The 21,237-nt window shown below is 57.4% G+C and carries 20 protein-coding genes and 4 tRNA genes; 9 read left to right on the top strand and 15 right to left on the bottom strand.

The features are described 5' to 3' along the window. Positions 1 to 160: 160 nt before the first annotated feature. From rplL to GA0071314_RS17730, 12 genes are all read right to left on the bottom strand, one after another. The gene (gene rplL, locus GA0071314_RS17675; protein WP_074397859.1) at positions 161 to 532 is read right to left on the bottom strand and encodes a 50S ribosomal protein L7/L12; all 372 of its coding nucleotides are present in this window, start codon (positions 530 to 532) and stop codon (positions 161 to 163) included. Positions 533 to 626: 94 nt separating this feature from the next. Next, the gene (rplJ, locus tag GA0071314_RS17680) at positions 627 to 1,124 is read right to left on the bottom strand and encodes a 50S ribosomal protein L10 (RefSeq protein ID WP_074397861.1); all 498 of its coding nucleotides are present in this window, start codon (positions 1,122 to 1,124) and stop codon (positions 627 to 629) included. Between the two features lie 279 nt (positions 1,125 to 1,403). After that, positions 1,404 to 2,096: a 50S ribosomal protein L1 gene (rplA, locus tag GA0071314_RS17685; RefSeq protein WP_074397863.1), complete on the bottom strand. Its 693-nt coding sequence runs from the start codon at positions 2,094 to 2,096 to the stop codon at positions 1,404 to 1,406. Positions 2,097 to 2,098: 2 nt separating this feature from the next. Beyond that, positions 2,099 to 2,530: a 50S ribosomal protein L11 gene (gene rplK / locus GA0071314_RS17690; protein ID WP_074397864.1), complete on the bottom strand. Its 432-nt coding sequence runs from the start codon at positions 2,528 to 2,530 to the stop codon at positions 2,099 to 2,101. 119 nt (positions 2,531 to 2,649) lie between these two features. Further along, positions 2,650 to 3,183, bottom strand: coding sequence for a transcription termination/antitermination protein NusG (gene nusG, locus GA0071314_RS17695; protein WP_074397865.1), 534 nt, complete (start codon positions 3,181 to 3,183; stop codon positions 2,650 to 2,652). Between the two features lie 8 nt (positions 3,184 to 3,191). Continuing rightward, a complete protein-coding gene (secE, locus tag GA0071314_RS17700; protein WP_074397866.1) occupies positions 3,192 to 3,575 on the bottom strand; it encodes a preprotein translocase subunit SecE in 384 nt (127 codons plus the stop codon). A gap of 71 nt (positions 3,576 to 3,646) precedes the next feature. Next, a tRNA-Trp gene (locus GA0071314_RS17705) sits at positions 3,647 to 3,722 on the bottom strand. 163 nt (positions 3,723 to 3,885) lie between these two features. After that, positions 3,886 to 3,960, bottom strand: a tRNA-Thr gene (locus GA0071314_RS17710). Positions 3,961 to 3,972: 12 nt separating this feature from the next. Continuing rightward, positions 3,973 to 4,046: transfer RNA gene (locus GA0071314_RS17715), tRNA-Gly, on the bottom strand. A 104-nt stretch (positions 4,047 to 4,150) separates the two neighbouring features. Beyond that, positions 4,151 to 4,234, bottom strand: a tRNA-Tyr gene (locus GA0071314_RS17720). 147 nt (positions 4,235 to 4,381) lie between these two features. Next, on the bottom strand, positions 4,382 to 5,221 hold the full coding sequence (locus GA0071314_RS17725) for a type III pantothenate kinase (RefSeq protein ID WP_074397867.1): 840 nt from the start codon (positions 5,219 to 5,221) through the stop codon (positions 4,382 to 4,384). Continuing rightward, positions 5,218 to 6,204, bottom strand: a complete 987-nt coding sequence (locus tag GA0071314_RS17730) for a biotin--[acetyl-CoA-carboxylase] ligase (RefSeq protein WP_074397869.1) — start codon at positions 6,202 to 6,204, stop codon at positions 5,218 to 5,220. The genes GA0071314_RS17725 and GA0071314_RS17730 overlap by 4 nt, the downstream gene beginning before the upstream one ends. Before the next feature lie 162 nt (positions 6,205 to 6,366). Here GA0071314_RS17730 and typA point away from each other — a divergent pair, with 162 nt between their 5' ends. From typA to GA0071314_RS17755, 5 genes are all read left to right on the top strand, one after another. Continuing rightward, on the top strand, positions 6,367 to 8,193 hold the full coding sequence (gene typA, locus GA0071314_RS17735; RefSeq protein ID WP_074397871.1) for a translational GTPase TypA: 1,827 nt from the start codon (positions 6,367 to 6,369) through the stop codon (positions 8,191 to 8,193). A gap of 305 nt (positions 8,194 to 8,498) precedes the next feature. After that, positions 8,499 to 9,269, top strand: coding sequence for an ABC transporter ATP-binding protein (locus GA0071314_RS17740; protein ID WP_074397873.1), 771 nt, complete (start codon positions 8,499 to 8,501; stop codon positions 9,267 to 9,269). Positions 9,270 to 9,340: 71 nt separating this feature from the next. Next, positions 9,341 to 10,045: an ABC transporter ATP-binding protein gene (locus tag GA0071314_RS17745; protein ID WP_074397875.1), complete on the top strand. Its 705-nt coding sequence runs from the start codon at positions 9,341 to 9,343 to the stop codon at positions 10,043 to 10,045. A 16-nt stretch (positions 10,046 to 10,061) separates the two neighbouring features. Then, a complete protein-coding gene (locus tag GA0071314_RS17750) occupies positions 10,062 to 11,063 on the top strand; it encodes a branched-chain amino acid ABC transporter permease (protein WP_074397877.1) in 1,002 nt (333 codons plus the stop codon). Next, entirely contained in the window at positions 11,063 to 12,373 is a 1,311-nt protein-coding gene (locus GA0071314_RS17755; protein ID WP_074397878.1) for a branched-chain amino acid ABC transporter permease, read from the top strand. The genes GA0071314_RS17750 and GA0071314_RS17755 overlap by 1 nt, the downstream gene beginning before the upstream one ends. A gap of 56 nt (positions 12,374 to 12,429) precedes the next feature. Here the strand turns inward: GA0071314_RS17755 and GA0071314_RS17760 are convergent, their stop codons facing one another. Together GA0071314_RS17760 and GA0071314_RS17765 are read right to left on the bottom strand one after the other, a co-directional pair. Next, on the bottom strand, positions 12,430 to 13,647 hold the full coding sequence (locus GA0071314_RS17760) for an ABC transporter substrate-binding protein (RefSeq protein ID WP_074397880.1): 1,218 nt from the start codon (positions 13,645 to 13,647) through the stop codon (positions 12,430 to 12,432). Positions 13,648 to 13,752: 105 nt separating this feature from the next. Beyond that, positions 13,753 to 13,989 (bottom strand): hypothetical protein, encoded by a 237-nt coding sequence (locus GA0071314_RS17765; RefSeq protein ID WP_074397882.1) that lies wholly within the window; start codon positions 13,987 to 13,989, stop codon positions 13,753 to 13,755. 65 nt (positions 13,990 to 14,054) lie between these two features. On the opposite strand from GA0071314_RS17765, the gene GA0071314_RS17770 reads away from it, so the two are divergent. Both GA0071314_RS17770 and rapA read left to right on the top strand, forming a co-directional pair. After that, entirely contained in the window at positions 14,055 to 14,858 is an 804-nt protein-coding gene (locus GA0071314_RS17770) for a redoxin family protein (protein WP_074398585.1), read from the top strand. A 113-nt stretch (positions 14,859 to 14,971) separates the two neighbouring features. After that, positions 14,972 to 17,917 carry an RNA polymerase-associated protein RapA gene (rapA, locus tag GA0071314_RS17775; protein WP_074397884.1) on the top strand — a complete coding sequence of 982 codons (2,946 nt, stop codon included), beginning with the start codon at positions 14,972 to 14,974 and terminating at the stop codon, positions 17,915 to 17,917. On the opposite strand, the gene GA0071314_RS17780 is transcribed toward rapA, so the two are convergent. Then, entirely contained in the window at positions 17,914 to 18,834 is a 921-nt protein-coding gene (locus GA0071314_RS17780; protein WP_074397886.1) for a TIGR01777 family oxidoreductase, read from the bottom strand. The genes rapA and GA0071314_RS17780 overlap by 4 nt on opposite strands. Before the next feature lie 142 nt (positions 18,835 to 18,976). On the opposite strand from GA0071314_RS17780, the gene GA0071314_RS17785 reads away from it, so the two are divergent. Beyond that, positions 18,977 to 20,038 (top strand): NAD(P)/FAD-dependent oxidoreductase, encoded by a 1,062-nt coding sequence (locus GA0071314_RS17785; RefSeq protein ID WP_074397887.1) that lies wholly within the window; start codon positions 18,977 to 18,979, stop codon positions 20,036 to 20,038. Between the two features lie 215 nt (positions 20,039 to 20,253). After that, entirely contained in the window at positions 20,254 to 21,174 is a 921-nt protein-coding gene (locus GA0071314_RS17790) for a MerR family transcriptional regulator (RefSeq protein ID WP_172822113.1), read from the top strand. Positions 21,175 to 21,237 lie beyond the last annotated feature (63 nt).

Consider the following 21,237-nt stretch of genomic DNA (forward strand, 5'->3'; position numbering starts at 1 on the left):
TAGCTCGCCGTCGAAAATCTTGATCGATAACAGTCTTGCGATAACCGTACTACAACGATTCTGCTTCACCGTTCAGTTACAACAGAAAAAGGCCGGCAGCGGGATCTCCCGCCGCCAGCCGTGGAAGCTTACGCAACGCGTAAAGCCGCCAGCACAAGAATTACTTGAGCTCGACGCTTGCGCCCGCTTCTTCCAGCTTCGTCTTAGCTGTTTCAGCGTCTTCCTTGGACATGCCTTCCTTGATGGTCGCCGGTGCGCCGTCAACGGCACCCTTAGCTTCCTTAAGGCCAAGACCGGTGATTTCACGTACTGCTTTGATGACGTTAACTTTCTTGTCACCAGCAGCCGTCAACACCAGGTCAAATTCGGTCTGTTCTTCTTCAGCAGCGGCTTCGCCACCACCTGGGCCAGCCACTACGGCCGCCGCAGCAGAAACGCCGAATTTCTCTTCCATTGCTTCGATCAGCTCGACAACTTCCATGACGGACATGTCGGCTACAGCATTGATGATATCGTCTTTGGTCAGTGCCATTGTTTCATTCCTAACTTTGCGGGAGTCTCGGTTTACCGACGACTCGGGATTCATTGCTCGGTTCAAGCAGCGTCAGGCTGTACAAGAGAAGCAGTTAAGCCGCTTCTTTTTGGTCGCGCAGGGCGGCCAGGGTACGAACCAGCTTGCCAGCGGAAGCTTCTTTCATTACCGACATCAACTTGGCAATTGCCTCGTCGTGAGTCGGCAGGGTTGCCAGACGATCGATGTCAGCAGCCGGAATCAGCTCACCTTCGTAGGCCAGCGCTTTGACTTCGAAGTCTTTATCATCTTTGGCAAACTCTTTGAACAAACGAGCGGCAGCGCCCGGATGATCCGTGGAGAAGGCCAACAGAGTCGGACCAACGAAGCTCTCGGTTAGGCATTCCCATTGGGTGCCTTCGAGGGCGCGACGTGCCAGCGTGTTGCGAACAACACGTACCTGGACGCCATTCTCACGTGCCTGCTTACGCAGATCGGTCATTTTGCTGACCGCTACACCGCGAGAATCGGCAACTACGACGGAGAGTGCGCTCTTGGCCGCTTCACTGACCTCGGCAACAATCGCTTTCTTGCCTTCAAGTGCTAGTGGCACAGTGATCACTCCTTCGTTCCGGAACCCATTAAAGGTTCCGGTGGTTACCATCTCTTCCTGCCCATACGACTAGCAGAAAGCCTTAGAGGATGGTGCTCACCAGAAAAGAAAGCGTTGCTAACCAACTGGCGGCCACACCATCTGCGCAGGCGCTTTTGAGGGCAATTAAGCCGCACTTTCAAAAAAGCGCGGCACCTGCGGTCTTTGACGGCGCCTCGGCATGACCGAGGGACCGCAAAGTTATTGCTCGGTTGTTGCTAAAACCTGACGATCACCCGCTTAAGCAAACGCGGAGTGGTCGATAGTCAAACCCGGGCCCATAGTAGTAGACAGGGTGACTTTCTTAAAGTAGATGCCTTTTGAAGTGCTCGGCTTGAGCCGCTTCAGGTCGGCGACCAGGGCTTCCAGGTTGCCGTTGATCGCTGCCGCGTCAAAATCCGCCTTACCCAATGTAGTATGGATGATGCCGTTCTTGTCGGTACGGAAGCGCACCTGGCCGGCTTTGGCGTTTTTCACAGCGGTCGCAACGTCAGGCGTCACGGTGCCCACTTTCGGGTTCGGCATCAGGCCGCGGGGACCCAGAATCTGACCCAGCTGACCAACGACACGCATGGCGTCCGGCGAGGCAATAACGACGTCAAAATCCATGACGCCTTTTTTGACCTGCTCGGCCAGATCGTCCATACCGACGATGTCGGCGCCAGCTTCTTTAGCGGCGTCGGCATTGGCACCCTGAGTAAAGACCGCAACGCGCACGTCTTTACCGGTACCGTTAGGCATAACGGTTGCGCCACGCACCACTTGGTCAGATTTACGCGGGTCAACGCCTAGGTTAATCGCGACATCCACCGACTCTTTGAATTTAACAGTCGACAGCTCAGCGAGCAGAGCAACCGCTTCTTCAATTGAGTAGGCCTTATTGGTGTCGACTTTTTCGCGAATCAGCTTCGCACGCTTCGTCAGTTTCGCCATGATTAAAGACCCTCCACGTTGAGGCCCATACTACGGGCGCTGCCCGCGATGGTGCGAACCGCTGCGTCAATATCAGCCGCCGTCAGGTCAGGCTCTTTGGTCTTGGCGATTTCTTCGAGCTGTTCGCGCGTTACCGTGCCGACCTTCTTCTTGTTCGGCTCGCCTGAACCCGACTTGATGCCGGCTGCTTTCTTGAGCAGCACCGCCGCGGGTGGCGTCTTGGTAACGAACGTGAAGCTACGGTCAGAGTAGACCGTAATCACAACAGGCGTCGGCAGGCCGGGCTCAATGTCTTGAGTCTCAGCGTTGAACGCCTTACAGAATTCCATGATGTTTACGCCGTGCTGACCCAGCGCAGGGCCGACGGGCGGACTTGGATTGGCTTTACCTGCAGCAACCTGCAGCTTGATGTAAGCCTGTACTTTCTTGGCCATCGTTTTTACTCCAGTTGGGTGATAACGCCTTACGGCTCCCCGGTCACCGCCAGATGACAATACCGCCACCTGGCACGAATCAACTCACAACGCTACATACTTAGGCGATGTAAGCCTGACTATTCCTTCTCAACCTGCGCGAATTCAAGCTCGACAGGTGTTGCACGCCCGAAGATCAACACACTGACCTGCAGACGGCTTTTCTCGTAACTCACTTCTTCCACGACGCCGTTAAAATCAGCAAAGGGGCCATCTACAACGCGAACCGACTGTCCCGGCTCAAACATGGTTTTAGGCCGCGGCTTATCGGTACCGTCTTTAACGCGCATCAAGATGGCATCAGCTTCGCGCGATGTAATGGGTGCGGGCTTTTCTTTAGTTCCGCCAATGAACCCCATCACGCGGGGGGTCTCATTTACCAAATGCCACGTATCGTCGGCCATCTCCATCTCGACCAATACATAGCCGGGATAGAACTTGCGCTCGCTCTTGCGGCGCTTGCCGTCACGCATTTCAACGACTTCTTCGGTCGGCACAAGAATCTCGCCAAAGCGATCTTCTACGCCATACATTTTGACGCGCTCGATCAAGGAACGCATCACATGCTTTTCGAAGCCGGAATAGGCGTGAACGACGTACCAACGTTTGGACATGAAAACTCCTAACCAATAACGCCGGACATCGCCCAGCCAAGAAGAGTGTCAATCAACCATAGCATCAACCCAACCACCAGCACGGCGACGAGGACAATGGCCGTGGTCTGAATGGTTTCGGGCCGAGTTGGCCATACAACGCGCTGAATCTCTTTCTTAGCGCTTCTTGCCAGCTCTACTAGATCGCGCCCCTTGGTGGTCATCAGCGCTAGCAAGGCAGCCGCCACGCATAGCACCACGACACCCAACACGCGGTAGATCAGGCCAATATCAGCAAAATAGGTATTACCTACAACGGCAACCACAAGCAACGCAACGACCGCTGCCCACTTGAGCCCGTCATGGCGCGTCTGTTGCTCCTCAGCGCCATGTTTTACAGAACTCGGCTTCATAAAAACGAGACTCCTCAGGGTGCAGCGAGCGACAAAGGAATTCTTTAAAGACATACCAGCCTGGGGAAGACTGGCAGGCCAGGAGGGAATCGAACCCCCAACCTGCGGTTTTGGAGACCGCTGCTCTGCCAATTGAGCTACTGGCCTGTATCAACATCTGCACAGACAAATCCATTAGCCTACGCAACAGCGGGCGTCATGGTAGCTGACAAACAACCACCTGACAACCCCTTTCCTCACTAACCAACAACCCACTACTGCGGCCGGCGGTAGCGACAAAAAAAGCGAGCATCGCTCGCTTTTTATAATATGGAGCTCATGGACGGATTTGAACCGTCGACCTCACCCTTACCAAGGGTGTGCTCTACCCCTGAGCTACATGAGCCAAACGCCTAACTGGAGCGGGCGGCGGGAATCGAACCCGCACCATCAGCTTGGAAGGCTGAGGTTCTACCATTGAACTACGCCCGCCTAACTTGCTTCAGAATGATCATCCGCTGCGTGCTCATTCATTGTTACGCCCGCTTCCGGCTTTTCATTCTACGACACCGACATACGTCGCTGACGCTTGAAACTGGTGGAGAGGGAAGGATTCGAACCTTCGAAGCTTTCGCGGCAGATTTACAGTCTGCTCCCTTTGGCCACTCGGGAACCTCTCCAACTGTGGCGGCACATTATGCCAAGCTCCAAAGCAGTGTCAAGCTCGTTTATAGCGCTTTGGCCTAACAATGTATTAGCTTCAACAACATAAACTGCTTAGTGCCTAATACGTGTTAACCACCTGCCCTGGAACGCGCTGAATTCTGTCAAAGCAGCATGGAAAATGCAAGGCCTGCGCGGATTTTTTCCAATGACACCGGCTCAGGAACGCGAGGCGCCCCAGCCATTTTGCCAGCACGTTCAGCAAAGGTCAGCGGGAAGCGCGCTTCCAGCCCGCCGTAGACCATGTCTGGCCACACGGCATGGGGCACCTGAACGCCGCGCGAAATGACCCGCGCATCCCCCCCGGTCAGCAGCATCGGTAGCGCCACGCCCTCCTGGTCGCATACTTCGCTGTAGATACGGTTGATAGCACTCACGGCCGCCATGTAGATACCATGGTTGACGGCATCCACCGTGCGACGCCCCGGTTCGAGCAGTTCTTCCGCCTCGCTTTCGGGGTCGATAGCGACGTTGCGCGTACCCAGCTTCAGGCTTTCTTTCATCAGCCTCAACCCCGGCACGATAAAGCCCCCCAGATGCTGCCCGCCGGGCAATACGAAGTCGATGGTGATCGCACTGCCGCAGTCGACCGTACAGCAGCCGCCTGCCAACTGATACCCCGCCAGCGCCCCCAGCCAACGGTCAACGCCCAGGCGCCCCGGCTCTTCATAGCCGTTGACCACGCCAAGCGCCTCAGCGGTCGAGCGGGCCACATGCACGTGGCGGACGCGACGACGCAGCAGCCCCACGGTCTCATCGAGTACTGCCGCACGGGCCACGCTTGAGATGCGCACGGCCTCGACAACGTCAAGATCCGGAATATCAGCACCTGGACGCCACTCTTCGCGGGTCCACACAGCCCCCCGCGAGCGTATTTCGCTACTATCAGCGTCTTTTAGGCGCCACTTGGACAAGGTATTACCAATGTCTAAATCAAGAATCATAAGCGCCTACGTACGCTGATTTCACCGCCAGACAAGCGCTTTGAGTGCCCCGCTTCCGTTACCCACAAACTGCCGCTATCGTCGACCTCGCCAGCGACTGCTTCATGAACCTGGTTACCCTGAATCACCTGAATCGGCTGGTCAGTGTAGGCGTGTCGCTGGTTCCAGGCAGCACGCCAGGGTGCAAAACCTTGCTCCTCAAAGCCCGCCAGCATGGCAAGCAGCCCAGCCACCACGTCCGCCGCCAGTTGGTTACGCGAAAGTGACGGCAAGTCATCAAACAACGCCGCTACCGGCTGTTCAATAGCCTGGCGCATCGACTCGGGCAACTGAAGATTCATGCCCATGCCGATAACCACTTCGCAAGGGCCTGCCGCATCGCCAGTCACTTCTACTAATATGCCGGCCAGCTTACCCAACTCAGCGCTGTCACCCTGCGCCAACAAAATATCGTTGGGCCATTTAAGCCGGGGCGCCACACCGTGCTGCTCCAGCACCTGGGCAACCACGACGCCGACGGCCAGACTCAAGCCCTCAAGAGCGGCGACCCCCGCCTCAAAACGCCAGCCAACTGACAGCATCAGGCTTTGCCCCCAGGGGGTGGTCCATACTCGCCCACGCCGCCCGCGTCCCGCCGTTTGCAACTCAACCAGGCACACCTCTGCGTGGCCCGCCCCTTGTTCAAACCGGTCACGCAGGTAGGCATTGCTCGATGGCAGTTGGTCCTCGACAAATAGGCGGGCCAGGTGATGACGCGCTGAGGCGGGCAGGCGCTCGACTACCTTTGCGCCGACAAGAGGCTCCAGTGGCTGGGCAAGCCGATAGCCCCGCCCTTTCACCGCCACCAGTTCTACACCCAGTGCGTCTAATTTTTTTAGCTGTTTCCACACCGCAGCGCGTGAAACGCCCAAGGCATCACCCAGTTGTTCACCAGAATGAACCTCGCCGTCGCTTAGTAACCGCATCAGGTGGCCGATGCTCATGTCCTTGCCCCATCTGGGAAAACGCCTATCTTAACGGATGCGCCATCAGCACGAAAACTACTGCCAAAGGTTAATGCCTTGACGCTTTGCACAATACAATGCTGGTAGTCGACCGCACCCAGACCCTATAATGCCGCCCTATTTTTCTAGCAGGATCGCGTCGTGATCGAGAATCTTCGCAACATTGCCATTATCGCCCACGTTGACCACGGTAAAACTACCTTGGTCGACAAATTGCTAAGCCAGTCCGGAACGCTCGACCGTAAAGCCGAAGGTCAAGAGCGGATTATGGACTCTAATGACCAGGAGAAGGAACGTGGCATTACTATCCTGGCCAAAAATACGGCAATTAAATGGCAAGATGGCAACGGCACTGACTACCACATCAATATCGTGGACACGCCTGGGCACGCCGACTTCGGTGGTGAAGTTGAGCGCGTGATGTCGATGGTGGATTCAGTGTTGCTTCTCGTTGACGCCGTTGACGGCCCGATGCCGCAAACCCGCTTTGTTACTCAAAAAGCCTTTGACCGCGGCCTGAAGCCTATTGTGGTGGTTAACAAAATTGACCGCCCGGGCGCACGGCCCGACTGGGTGATCGACCAGATTTTCGACCTGTTCGATAACCTGGGCGCTTCCGACGAGCAGCTCGACTTCCCGATTATCTACTGTTCGGCGCTCAACGGTATTGCAGGCCCCGACCCTGAAGAGCTGGCTGACGACATGACCCCCATGTTCCAGTCCATCGTCGATATCGTCGATGCGCCCAAGGTCGAGATCGACGGCACATTCCAGATGCAAATTTCAGCGCTGGATTACAATAGCTATGTAGGCGTTATCGGGCTAGGCCGTATTTCCCGCGGCAGCGTCAAGCCCAACCAGCAAATTACCGTCGTGACCAAAGAAGGTCAGTCACGCAAAGGCAAGATTGGCCAGGTCATGACCCACATGGGCCTTGAGCGGGTACAAACCGACGAAGCCACCGCTGGCGATATCATCTGCATCACTGGCATCGAAAACCTGGCGATCTCCGATACCCTGTGCGACGTCAACAACGTCGAAGCGCTGCCGCCACTGACCGTTGACGAACCCACCGTGTCCATGACCTTCCAGGTCAACGATTCGCCATTCGCCGGTAGAGACGGCAAGTTCGTCACCAGCCGTAATATCAAAGATCGCCTGGAACAAGAGCTGATTCACAACGTCGCGCTGCGGGTTGAACAGGGCGAAACGCCGGAAAAATTCAAAGTCTCCGGGCGTGGCGAGCTACACCTTTCGGTACTCATCGAGACCATGCGCCGCGAAGGTTTCGAGCTGGCCGTTGGTCGTCCTGAAGTGATCATCAAGGAAATCGACGGTGAGAAGCAGGAACCCTACGAAGAGGTCATCATCGATTGTGAAGAGCAGCACCAGGGCGCCATCATGGAAGAGCTCGGCTATCGCAAGGGCGAATTGACCAACATGAACCCGGATGGCAAAGGCCGCGTTCGCTTGGATTTCATTATTCCTGCCCGCGGGCTGATCGGCTTCCGTGGTCAGTTCCTAACCCTGACTTCCGGTACCGGCATTCTGACCAGTCGCTTTGACCACTACGGCCCGCTGAAGCCCGATGCCTCCATCGAGCGGCGTAACGGCGTCATGGTGTCAATGGTTGATGGCAAGGCACTCGCCTACGCGCTTTACACTCTTCAGGAGCGCGGCAAGTTGATCATCGATCACGCCACTGAAGTCTACGAGGGCATGCTGATCGGCATTAACAACCGTGCCAACGACATGGTGGTTAACCCGACCAAGGGCAAAAAGCTGGATAACATGCGCTCAACGGGTAACGATGAAAACATCGTGCTGACGCCGCCGATCAACTTCACCCTGGAGCAGGCTATCGAGTTCCTGGACTCTGATGAGCTGGTGGAAGTGACGCCAAGCCATATTCGTCTACGCAAGAAGCTGCTCAAGGAAAACGAGCGCAAACGCTCCAACAAGAATTAAGCATCCGACGCCCGCTGAAATGCGGGCTTTTTTATGGCTAGGCGCCAGCCCGCCACGTGATCCCCGTACGTTTGCCAAGCATCTCCCCCCAACGCAACCTTAACGGTCTCTCTCTGGAAAGCAGGCTAGGGGTAGCGCAAAGTAGCGCTATCCCTAGCACAGGGGGTTATTCTATTATCGGATTCACACAAGCGTTTGGATCGTGATCGACTCTTCACGCCTGCCCGACGGAAGCGCTTTACCCATAGCGTCTCCGCGACTGACAACTAGGCGGTTACCGCCTTGCCTAGCAGATGAGGAAGCCCATGACCCCGCTTATTGAGGTTCAGCAGGTCAACAAAGCCTTTGGTGGCCTAAAAGTTATTGATAACTGCTCTATCCGCGTTGAGAAAGGCTCGATTACCGGTATGATCGGCCCTAACGGCGCGGGCAAGTCGACGCTATTCAACTTAATGGCGGGCGCATTACAGCCCGATAGCGGACGTATCTTACTAGAAGGCGAAGACATTACCGCCCTCAGCGCCGACCAGCGTTTTCACAAAGGGCTGTTGCGGACTTTTCAGATAGCTCATGAATTCAGCCAAATGAGTGCTCTGGAAAATTTGATGATGGTGCCGCCAAACCAAGCGGGTGAAAACCTGTTCACCACCTGGTTCAAACCAGGCTTGGTGCGACGCGAAGAAGCCGAGGTCCGCCGCCGGGCGCTGGAGGTGATCGACTTTGTAGGCCTCCACCACGTGCGCAACGAGCTAGCGGGCAATCTATCCGGTGGGCAGAAGAAACTGCTGGAACTGGGCCGCACGATGATGACCAACGCCAAGGTCGTGCTGCTCGATGAAATTGCCGCCGGGGTCAACCGCACCTTGCTCGGCGACCTAATCGGTAACATTGAGCGCCTCAATCGCGAAATGGGCTACACCTTCCTGGTCATTGAGCATGACATGGACATGATCGCCCGCCTCTGCGACCCGGTCATCGTGCTTGCCCAGGGTCAGGTCATGGTAGAAGGCCATATCCAGGATATCCAAAACAACCCCGAGGTTATTGAAGCCTATTTCGGCGCCGGGGCAGCGTGACGGATGACGTTAGCATGCTTATATAAACGCCACGACCACCCAGGTGGCAACACAATAGAGATTTTTTCACCATGCCTTTAATCGAAGCACGCGACGTCTATGGCGGCTATGGCAGCATGAACATCCTCAACGGCGTAAACATGTCGCTGGAGGCCAACGAAGTCGGGGTGATTGTAGGTCCGAACGGGGCGGGCAAATCCACTCTGCTGAAAGCCATCTTCGGGCTCCTGCACGTTAATCAGGGCGACATTTTGCTCCACGGGGCTCCCATTCAAAACCTGGCGCCCAACCAGTTGGTCGAACGCGGCATGGGTTTTGTGCCCCAGGAAAAAAATGTTTTCCCCAGCCTCACCGTGCAGGAAAATCTGGAGATGGGAGCCTTTCTCAAGCCGCAGAATGTTAAGCGCATGCTGGGCCAAGTCTACGAGTTCTTTCCGCCCCTGCAGGAAAAGCGTCGGCAGCCGGCAGGCGAACTGTCCGGCGGCCAGCGGCAAATGGTCGCCATGGGCCGGGCACTTATGGCCGAGCCCAGCATACTACTGCTGGACGAACCCACCGCCGGACTTTCACCGCTCTACATGAATGAGATTTTTGACCGCGTTAAGCACATCAACGCGGCCGGGGTCGGCATCCTGATGGTCGAACAAAACGCCAAGCAAGCACTTGCCATTGCCGATAAAGGTTTTGTATTGGCAGCGGGCCAGAACCGCTTTACCGACACCGGCGCGGCGCTACTTGCCGATCCAGACGTGGCTAAAAGCTTTTTGGGCGGCTAGCCCAGGGGACAATAACGTGAATGAACTGGTTTTCTTTATTAACAATGTGGTGATTGCCGGCAGTGTGACCGGTGCCATCTATGCCATCGGGGCGATCGGCGTCACGCTGGTTTTCAGCATCATGCGCTTTGCCCACTTTGCCCACGCCGACATGATGACCTTCGGTGCGTTTATGGTACTGATACTCACCACGGCCTTTCCAGGTGTCGGCATGAGCCTCGGCGTACCCACGGCGATACTCATGTTACCTATTGCCATGCTGCTGACTGCCTGCCTTGCGGTGGGTATTGATAAAGCGTTCTACAAGCCGTTGCGCGCCCATGGCGTTAAGCCCATCGTCATGGTCATCGCTTCGCTTGGGGTCACGCTGATACTCCAGGGGCTGATTCGCCTGTTTGCCGGCACGAGCGGTCAAGGCTTGTACGTTGACGATCGCAAGTCGATCTTTCGGCTGCTGCCGTTTGAAGAGGTAAGTGTGCCGATTGTGATTACCGAACCGCAGATTTACCTGTTCGTAATCACTCTGGTCGCCGTCATCGCCTTGCATCTATTTTTAAGCCGTTCGCGGCTTGGCAAAGCCATGCGGGCAATGTCAGATAACCCAGAGTTGGCCCAGGCCTCGGGCATCAACACCAATACGATTGTCGCTGTAACCTGGGTGATTGCCGGCGGGCTTGCCGCCATTGCGGGCACTCTGCTGTCGCTGGATGTAACGTTCAAACCCGACCTCAGCTTCTTCCTGCTGCTGCCGATTTTCGCGGCCGCCATTGTCGGGGGTGTAGGCCATCCATACGGTGCCGTTGCGGGCGGCTTCGTAGTGGGCTTTGCCGAAACGCTGGCAATCTTTAACTGGGCCGTCTTGCTGCGCCCCTTCCGCGACAGCTTGCCCACCTGGCTCAACTTACCGTCCAATTTAGCCTTCGTGGGGAGCGAATATAAAATCGTGGTGCCGTTCTTCATACTGGTCGCCATTCTAGTTTGGCGTCCTACCGGCATCTTCAAAGGCAAGGTGATCTGATGGCTGATAACAACTACACCCCGCAGGATGCGACGCCCAAGACATCGCGCCTGCCGCTGCGCGAGCTTTGTCTGTTTGGCGTTCTACTGATCACTATTGTCGGCGTTTATGCCGTCATGGGCCCCGCCTATAGCACGCGCATGCTGGTGGAGGCCGCATGTTACGCCGTCCTGGCGTTGGGGCTGACGATTCAGTGGGGATATGCGGGGCAGTTCAATGCCGGCGTGATGGGGTTTGTTGCCCTGGGCGGCGTCAGCGCCATGCTGTTTAGCGTTCCGGTCAATGACGCGTTTTGGGATAGCGAACTACCCGCTGAGCTAGGCAAAGTACTGCTCTATGCGTTAGGTGCGACCCTGCTGGTAGTGGCGGCGACCAAGTTAACTCGGCTAGGCGTTCCCAAGCGGGTTCGCACGGTATTCGTGGTGCTGCTCGCGGTTGTACTGTACTTGGTCGTCATCAGTCTGTTGCGCGACGTTACCGCCGATATTGAATCCCAGGCAGGCTTCATCGGCGGGCTGGGCTTACCGGCCTGGTCAGGCTGGATCATGGGCGGCGCGTTAGCCGGTGGCGTTGGCTACTTTATCGGTCATGTTTGCCTGGGCTTGCGCAGCGACTATCTCGCCATTGCTACGCTTGGCATCGCCGAGATCATTAAGGCGTTTCTGAAAAATTCAGACTGGCTAACCCGCGGGACCGCTACCGTCTCGCCACTCCCCTGGCCAACGCCGGGACCGGCGGATTTAGGCTTCACCCTGTCACGAGCGGTATACCTTTCGCTAACAGCGGTGATTATTGCCGCCATCTTCTTTCTGCTTCACCGCGCTTACCATGCCCCCTGGGGGCGTATGATCCGGGCCATCCGCGACAATGAAATATCATCGGCCGCCATGGGCAAAAGTATCAATAAGCGGCGTTTGGAGATTTTTGTCCTGGGCTGCATCTTGATGGGTGTCGGCGGCGGGATGATGGCCAGCTTCAACAGCCTGTTCGACCCTAACGGTTACCTACCACTCAACCATACGTTCCTGGTTTTGGTCATGGTGATTTTGGGGGGGCCGGGCAACAACCTTGGCACCATCTTCGGCGCCATCGCGGTGTATATTATCTGGATCATGTCGGAACCACTGGCGCTGTATTTGATGGATCTGGCCGTGGCCTTCGGTGAGTTTGCCTTCGATTGGCAAGCCCCCGGCAATATCGACAGCCGCGCCCTTCAGGCACGGGTCCTGGTGATTGGTTTGCTGATCACGCTGGTATTACGTTTCGCTCCCAAAGGCTTACTGCCGGAACGTATTAAGCACCACGATTAAGCAAAAAAAACCGCCCCTGCACATGGCAGGGGCGGTCTAGGCGTCAAAGCAAGGCGTTACAACTCGTCTTCTTCCAGCTCACCTACCCGTTTAAACTCGCCATCCTCAACGGTCATTTCCACTACGATGCCAGGCACGTCGCCGTTGTCGTCAAACTCGTGGCTACCTGACGCGCCTTCGTAGTTAATCTCTTCACCCTCTGCAATTAACTCAAGGGCCTTTTCCCACTCGCCGGGCAGAATAGTTTCGCCCGGCGCCATGGCGACGTCGCGTAAAGCCTCGGATAATCCTTCACGCTCGGCGCTACCATTTTGCTCAATAGCCAGCGCCAGCAGGAAAGCCGCGTCGTAGGCCTGAGCGGCAAATACCGCTTCGGGGTCAATGTCTTCGGCTTCGGCCGCTTCAATGAAAATATCTGTACCGGGTAAGTCCGGGCTGCCAGGGCGAGTGGCAATCATACCGTCCAGCACATCAGCACCCACGGCTTCGACAAGGCTGTTACCCACCATGCCGTCGGCCCCGACGTACTGGGTGAAGACACCGCTTTCCGCGGCTTGACGTAGCACGGTTTGACCGGAAGTATCGGCATACGCCAACACCACCAGGGTTTCTACCCCTGCCGAAGAGAGTGTACCCAGTTCAGAACGGTAGTCGGAACGGTTATCTTCGTGGGCAAGACTTTCCACCACGCTACCACCTTCTGATTCGAAGGTAGTGGCGAACGCCTCGGATAACCCTTGACCGTAATCGTTATTAACAAAGGTCACGGCGACTTCGTTAATGCCTTTCTCAATTAATAGCTTGGCCAGCATTTCACCCTGGAAGGCGTCGGAAGGCACGGTACGGAAAACCAGGTCGTCGTCATCAAGCTCGGTGACCGCAGGCGCGGTGGAGGCTGGCGATACCATGACGACATCGCCGGGGATCGCCGCGTTGTTGGCCGCTGAAATGGTGGCACCGGTACATAGCGCGCCGACAATGGCGGTGACATCCTCAGAATTCACCATGCGGTCCGCCGCATTCGAAGCCGCTGATGCGTCAGAGCAAGTGGTGTCACCCGACGGCATTTCCAGCGTCTGGCCATCAAGAATGCCGCCCTGCTCATTAATCTGTTTTACCGCTAGCTGAGCGCCATCAAAAATGGGCGGTGTTAAGCTTTCGATTCCCCCCGTAAAGCCCCCTAAAAAGCCCACTTTGACCTCAGCCTGAGCCGCACCGGCCAATGCCAATGAAGAGACGGCCACTGCCGTGGCTATTATGCGCTTATTCATCATGTTATTGATCGCTCCCTGTAGGATTTAGCGCCCCATCGATACACGCTGGGGTCTGCTCTTAATCTGGAACTGGAACGCTAAAAATACAAGCAACGTTTTCCAACGCTAGGCATCGCGGTCGTCCTCAACGCGCTCCGCCCAGCGCTTGCGAGCTAAGTTACGCCGATAAAGCCGCACCAATGCAATGCTCAGAGCCGTTACCAACATGGCCGCCAGCACGCCCCCCTGCCAGGGACGTGCTGCATCATTCAGCCATGTTTCCAAGGTGATGATGGCCACTAAACCCACCGCCTGCGAACCAATGGCGAGGGCGCGAAGTTTATCAAACGTCGTTTGAGGCATAGATGTCTCCGTTATAACCGGCTCCATGGTATGGTGCGCCAGTGTACCTGCTCAACGGGAAAACCATGAACGCCATTACCCTTGGTCCGCTGTTGATTTCACTGCCTCGTCTTTACGCGATTGCCTGCGCGCTGGCACTACTGGTCAGCACGCGCTATTTACTGGGCCTACCCAAACGGCGCCACCAGCGCTGGTTTTTGGGCCTGGTGGTGGTCTGGCTGATCGCCGCCCGCTTTGGCCACGTTGCGCTACATATCGAAAGCTTCAGCGTCGCGCCCCTGACGGCACTAAAACTCTGGCAGCCGGGCTATCAAGGGCTTTGGGGCCTGGCCGCAGGCCTGGTATGGACGGCCTGGACGCTGCGCTCACGGCTTATTGCCATGGGCGGTGCGATGGCCCTGCTGGTCGGGGCCTCAAGTCTATGGCTGGTACTGGTAACGCTCTCCCCGCTGGGTAGCGACCTGAGCGTGCAAACCCTGCCCGACATTACCCTTGAAGATATCGACGGTAATTCGGTGCATATGCCATCACTGGCGGATGACCATGACCGCATTATCGTCAATCTGTGGGCGACTTGGTGCCCGCCTTGCCTGCGCGAAATGCCGCTGCTTGCCAACGCTGACCAACGCGAAGGTGTCGGCGTCGTGGTCGCCAACCAGGGCGAAGACCTGCTGCCCATTGTGCGCTATCTGGACGAACAAGAGCTGAGCTTTCGCTACGCGCTGCGCGACCCCAGCCAAATGCTGATGTCGATCGTCGAGGCCCCCGGTCTTCCCACTACCGTGCTGTTCGACGGCGACGGCAACGCCCTTGACGTCCACGTCGGCGAGCTCACCCAGGCGCAACTGGACCGCTGGTTGGAAGATTGACGACGATACACCTTAATCCGCCAGCGCCTTTGCGTTAGAATCGCCCGCCCTGTTGCTGCCGGTCGCCACGACCGGCAGCGTACGTCCTGTTTTGCAGACTTCCTTGAGGCATCATGAGCGATTTTTCCCCCGGCCAACGCTGGATTAGCGACGGCGAAGCCGAGCTTGGGCTCGGTACCGTGCTTAACTGCGACGCCCGTAGCGTTACCATTTTGTTCAGTGCCAGCCAGGAAACCCGCACCTATAACACTCGCCAAGCCCCGTTGACCCGCGTCATGTTCGGCTCTGGCGACCGCGTTGTGTCGGCCGACGGCTGGCAATTAATCGTCGATGACAGTCACACATCCAACGGCCTGATTACTTACATTGGCAATGATAGCCAAGGCCTGCGGCGTGAACTACCGGAAGCTAAACTCGCCGACACCATGCAGTTCGATCAGGCACGCGACCGATTGCTCACCGGTCAAGTCGATCGCAATGACTGGTTCGACCTACGCTTTCGCACCCTGCATCATCACCAGCGTATTGAACAGCACAGTGCGCTGGGCTTTGCCGGGCCACGCATTGATCTCGTTCCTCACCAGTTGTATATCGCCGATGAAGTCGCCCGTCGCCATGCACCACGCGTGCTGCTTGCCGACGAAGTAGGGCTAGGCAAAACCATCGAAGCCGGGCTGATACTGCACCGTCTGCTGCTGACGGGACGCGCAGAGCGGGCACTGATTCTGGTACCCGATAGCCTGACCCACCAGTGGCTGGTCGAACTACTGCGCCGCTTTTCGCTCAACGTAAGCTTGCTCGATGAGCAACAAAGCCAAGCCTATGGCAGCGAAAACCCATTTGAAAATGCCCAGTTGGTGCTCGCCAGCCAAGGCTGGCTGTTTGCCAATAACCACCGCCAGGAACAGGCGCTTGCCAGCCACTTCGACCTTCTGATCGTCGATGAAGCCCACCATCTCGACTGGCACCGAGAAGGCAGCGGGCCAGGCTATCAGTGCGTTGAACAGTTGGCGGCCGATATTCCCGGCCTGCTGCTACTGACGGCTACCCCCGAACAGATGGGTATCGAAAGCCACTTTGCCCGCCTGCGCCTGCTCGACCCAGAGCGCTACCACGACCTGGCGCGTTTCAAGGATGAAGAGCGCCACTACGGCGCGGTGGCCAGTGCCATTGAGGCGCTTGAAGAACTTCCCAAAGCGCCTGAAGCCCGTGTCCACGTTGAAGCCGTTGCCGATGACCGCGACAGCCAAGCGCTACTGGCCACGCTGTGTAACCTTGAGGCCAGCGCCGATCAGCAAGACGCCGCCCGCGCCCAGCTACGCGAGGCACTGCTCGACCGCCACGGTACCGGGCGGGTGATGTTCCGCAACAGCCGACGCCACGTAGGCGGCTTCCCCCAGCGCCGCCTGCACCTCACTTCACTCGATCTGCCGTCGGCCTATCGCCGTGTGCTACGCCGCCTGGAGCGCGACGACGACTACCTTGACGAGCTGTTGATCGAAACCGGCATGGATCATCCAGACGTGCTGATTTACCCGGACGCCGCGTACCGGGCACTCAGCGACGACCCGCTTAACAGTGAGCCCTGGTGGCATATCGACCCGCGGGTTAACTGGCTGCTCGAAAAGCTTAGCGACGACAGCGACGCGGGCTTCGCCAACGACAAGGTGTTGGTGATTGCCCACCATCGCGACACCGCCGAAGGCTTGGCCGAGGGGCTACGCGAACTGGGCGGCTACCATGCCCCGGTATTCCACGAGGGCTTATCGCTCATCGAACGTGATCGCGCAGCGGCCGCCTTCGCTGACGAAGAAGACGGCTGCCAGGTGCTGGTGTGCTCAGAAATTGGCTCCGAAGGGCGCAATTTTCAGTTCTGCCGCCACCTCGTCATGTTGGATATGCCCCAGCATCCCGACCAACTGGAACAGCGCATTGGCCGTCTTGACCGGATCGGCCAGCGCCACGCCATTGAAATGCACGTCCCGACGTTCGCTGGTAGCCCCGGCGAACGCCTTCTTCGCTGGTATCACGAAGGCATGGATGCCTTCAGCGCGCCCCACGGTATTGGTAGCGACCTATTCGACGCCTTTGGCGATGCGCTGGCCGAGGCGCTGCTCGACGAAGACATGCTCGCTGAAATCATCACCGAGACCCGCGAGCTGTTCATCGCCAAGCTTGCCGAGCGCGACGCGGGCCGTAATCGTCTTCTCGAGCTTAATGCCTGCCGCCCTGAGCGTGCCCAGCAGGTGATTGACGCGGTGCGCGAGCTGGACGACGACGCCGCGCTACCGCGCTACGTGGAGCGCGCGCTGGATGTTTTTGGTGTGGATAGTCAAGAGATTGGCAATGGACTGCTTTACCTACAGCCCGGTCAGCATATGCTGGATGGCCTGCCGGGGCTGGTGAAAGGCGAGGAAGGGTTTTCGGCAACGTTCGACCGCCATCAGGCACTCGCCCGGGATGACGTTCAACGGCTTTCCTGGGAGCACCCGCTGCTGCGCGAAATGATGGGCCGCATTCTGGACGGCACCATGGGCAACACCGCGCTTGCGTTACTCGGCCACCCGGCAATATCCAGCGGGCGACTACTGACCGAGCTGATATTCCGCACCCATTGTCCAGCACCCAAATCGCTACACCTTAATCGCTTTTTGCCGCCAACGGCGGTGCGCGTCCTGCTGGATGAGTCAGGCGCCAACCTGACCGACAAAATTTCCTTCACGGGGCTGGGTAAAAACCTGCAAAAGGTCAATAAATCCCTGGCGCGGGATTTGATCAAGAGTCGCCACGACGCGCTTCGCGGGCTACTCACTCAAGGCGAAGGCGAAGCCGAACGCGAGCTACCGAGTATTATTGAAACCGCTGAGGCGCGAATGCGCGCGCAGCTTGACGCCGAACTTGCCCGCTTAGCCGCCCTGGCAGAACACAACCCATCGGTGCGCAACGAAGAGCTCGACGCCCTGAAAAAGGAACGCCAGGCACTCAGCGATGCGATTGAAAACACCCGATTGCGGCTTGATGCCGTCCGGGTGATTATCACCGTTGACCCAAACGCTTAAGCGCTTCGCTTAGCTGCAAGGATCGCGGCGAGCGCCTTATCGAGCGTCGGGTACTGAAAAGTAAACCCGGCCTCCATAAGGCGTTCAGGGCGCATATCCGCACCCGTCAGCAGCAGTTGAGACATCTCGCCCAAACCCGCTTTCAATACACAGGCAGGCACAGGCAATACCGCCGGGCGGTGCAGCTGCTTGGCCAGCGTTTGGGTGAACTCAGCATTCGTAACGGGATGCGGCGCACTGCCGTTAAAGGCTCCTGACAAAGGTGAGTCATTGAGCAAGAAGATAATCGCCGCCACCAAGTCGTCGCGATGGATCCAGGGCATAAACTGTTTGCCATCGCCAAAACGCCCACCCAAACCCAGTTTGAACGGTGGCAGCATCTTTTGCAGCGTGCCACCATCCGCCCCGAGCACCAGACCAGTGCGGATAATTGCCAGGCGCACGCCCAACGCCTCTATGGGCTTGGCCACCGCTTCCCACTGGGCACACAGTCGGTGAGCAAATTCGTCATGGGGCGGGGTGTCTTCATTCACCCGCTTGTCGCCTTGATCACCGTAGTAGCCCATCGCGGAACCACTAACGAGGACCTTGGGCAGCGGCTGGCCGTTCTCACCTAGCTGCTCGCACAGCGACACCAATTGCTCGGTTATCTCGACCCGCGAGCGAATGAGCGCTGTTTTCTGATGCTCACTCCAGCGCTTGGCGGCAATGGACTCACCCGCTAAGTTAATCAATGCGCCGGGCGGAGAGTCGATAAACGCCTGAACACTATCACGAATATCGCATTTGCCAGGTAGGCGATCACGCACTTTATGGGGAGTACGGGAAACCACCTGCACCTCATGCCCCTGCGCGATCAAGGCCGGGCAGAGTCGCTGGCCGACAAAACCGCTACCGCCGGTCACTAGTACACGCATGGTGTTCCTCCCTCTGGTATCGGCGGGCTAGATACGCCCGAATAAGGTTTACAAATCTGATTATTTATACAAAACTATTACAAAACGAGCTTCTTGTACATCAATATACGTCAGTCCTGTACGCCACATTGGGAAAACAGCCTTGAGACGCGATCATGACAGCAGCACCGTTGCCACGCCTTTTAACGTCGCTATTGTAGGCGCCGGCATCGCAGGGCTGGCCTGTGCCAATGCGCTGGCAGAGCAGGGCGTGGCGGTGACGCTGTTTGATAAAGCACGAGGCCCCGGCGGGCGGATGTCCACCAAGCGTCTTGAACAGGCCGATATAGATTTAGGCGCCCAGGCGTTCACCGCACGCGACCCGGCCTTCCAAAAAGCGCTGGCCTCCTGGATCGCTTTGGGACACGCCTCCCGCTGGCCGAACGTCAGCTATCAGGCTAGTCCAAACGGCTGGCAGCTGCATCATGATTCCCAGCCTCGTTATACCGGTGCGCCCAAGATGAGCGCCCTTACTCGCCACCTAGCGAATACTTTTCAGACGCATCCTCGCAGCACGTTGCACTTTGCGATCCGCATTGAGCAGTTAAAACGTTTGCGCAACGGCTGGCAGCTCGTCGATACGCAGCGACGTTGGTCTGGGCCATATCAGCATGTTGTATTGACCACCCCACCGCCGCAGACATTGCCGCTGGTGACCCCCTGGGATGGCGCGCTAACCGAAGCCTGCCACGCGCGTCCGCAACGCAGCTGCTGGGCAGCCTGGGCGATACTGGACGGGCCACTGCCGTTGCCGCCCGGTGGTGAGCACGGCTGGCAAATGGCCCACGTCGATCATCCTGCGCTGCGCCTGGTCTCACGCAACCAGACAAAACCGGGGCGCGAACATCAGCCCGAAAGTCTCAGTTTGATGGCGCATCTAGACTGGAGCGACAGCCACCTGGAAGATGACCCACAATCAATTGCCGACGCATTGTGGGCCGCCTTTAGATCACTTTTTCCTGCCGACACCACACTCCCCAAACGCATTGCCAGTGGTGCTCATCGTTGGCGATATGCCCAGCCAAGCACTGCCGATGACCAGCTATACCTATACAGCAACAGTGGCTTGGCGCTGTGCGGCGATAGCTTTACCCACAGCCGCGTGGAGTCGGCGTGGCGCTCAGGAACGTATCTAGCTCAAGCGCTAGTAGATCGGTCGGTCTGAGCGGGTCGCACATCAGCATGACGAATGCGCTGGATGCAAAGGTTGTACCTTTGGGCAACAAGTTGTACAAAGGAACGTTAGTTATTCAAGATTGTTGATCAGTTAATTAGATATTAGGAAATTGCTATGGATAGCAAACCATATCGCCCGCCGCAGCAACCCACGATAGGCCCATGCGGCTTGGCTCCGCATACAACTAAGAGGCACTGGCGCCCATGAGCAATAAGGCGACCCACCCACCCGATACGCCCCTTTATCCGATTCGGGAAGTTTCCCGCCTGACGGGTGTCAACTCAGTTACCTTGCGCGCTTGGGAGCGACGTTACGGGTTAATTCGCCCCCAACGCACGCCTAAAGGGCACCGGCTATACGCACAGGATGACATCACACGCATTGAGCGTATTTTGCAGTGGCTCAACCGCGGCGTGCCGGTTAGCCAAGTGGCCGACCTGCTTGATCAGCCCGACACCGTGGATACCCCCGTTCCGGATGCCGGCGATTGGGTCAGCCAGCGCCAACAATTACAGGCGATAATCGAAGCGCTCGACTTGCCCAAGCTTGAAGCGTTCTATCACCAAAGCCTGGCGCTTTACCCATTGAGCACGGCCATTAACGAACTTTGGCAGCCGGTCGTGCTAACGCTGGAAGCTAAATGGGCGGCAGAGCCCGATGCCCTGGTCCGCCGTACCTTTGAAGCGTTTCTGCGCAGCCAAGTCGGCATCCGCCTGCATTATGCTAACCAAGCCACCCGCGGCCCGTTAATTCTGCTCAATGTCATGCCAGACGACCCAGGGCCGCTTTGGGTGTTGATGGCGGCGCTCATGGCCAGCGAGCAAGGCTACCGTGTGCAGCTTCTGGATCATTCACTACCGCTTGAAGATCTTCCCCAGGCCGTTGCGCGGCTACACTCGTCAATGGTTTTACTATCCAGCGGCCAGCGGGAAGACGATCACTATATCCGCCAGGCACTGCCCGATGCCGCAGCAGCGCTGAACGTGCCCATTGGGGTGTGCGGCGAGGTCGCAAGGCTACGCGACGCCGACCTGCGCGGCACCCCGGTCCACATGCTGGGCGATGATTTGCCCCAAGCGATCGCCCGCTTGCGGCCGTTATTACGCGAATCAGGCGTGCTTTGATAAAACCACCCTGACACCACCGCTGCGGCGGTGGCCATCCGCTTGTTAATCGCCCCGCAGGAG

The sequence above is a fragment of the Halomonas sp. HL-93 genome (assembly GCF_900086985.1).
Taxonomy (GTDB): Bacteria; Pseudomonadota; Gammaproteobacteria; order Pseudomonadales; family Halomonadaceae; genus Vreelandella.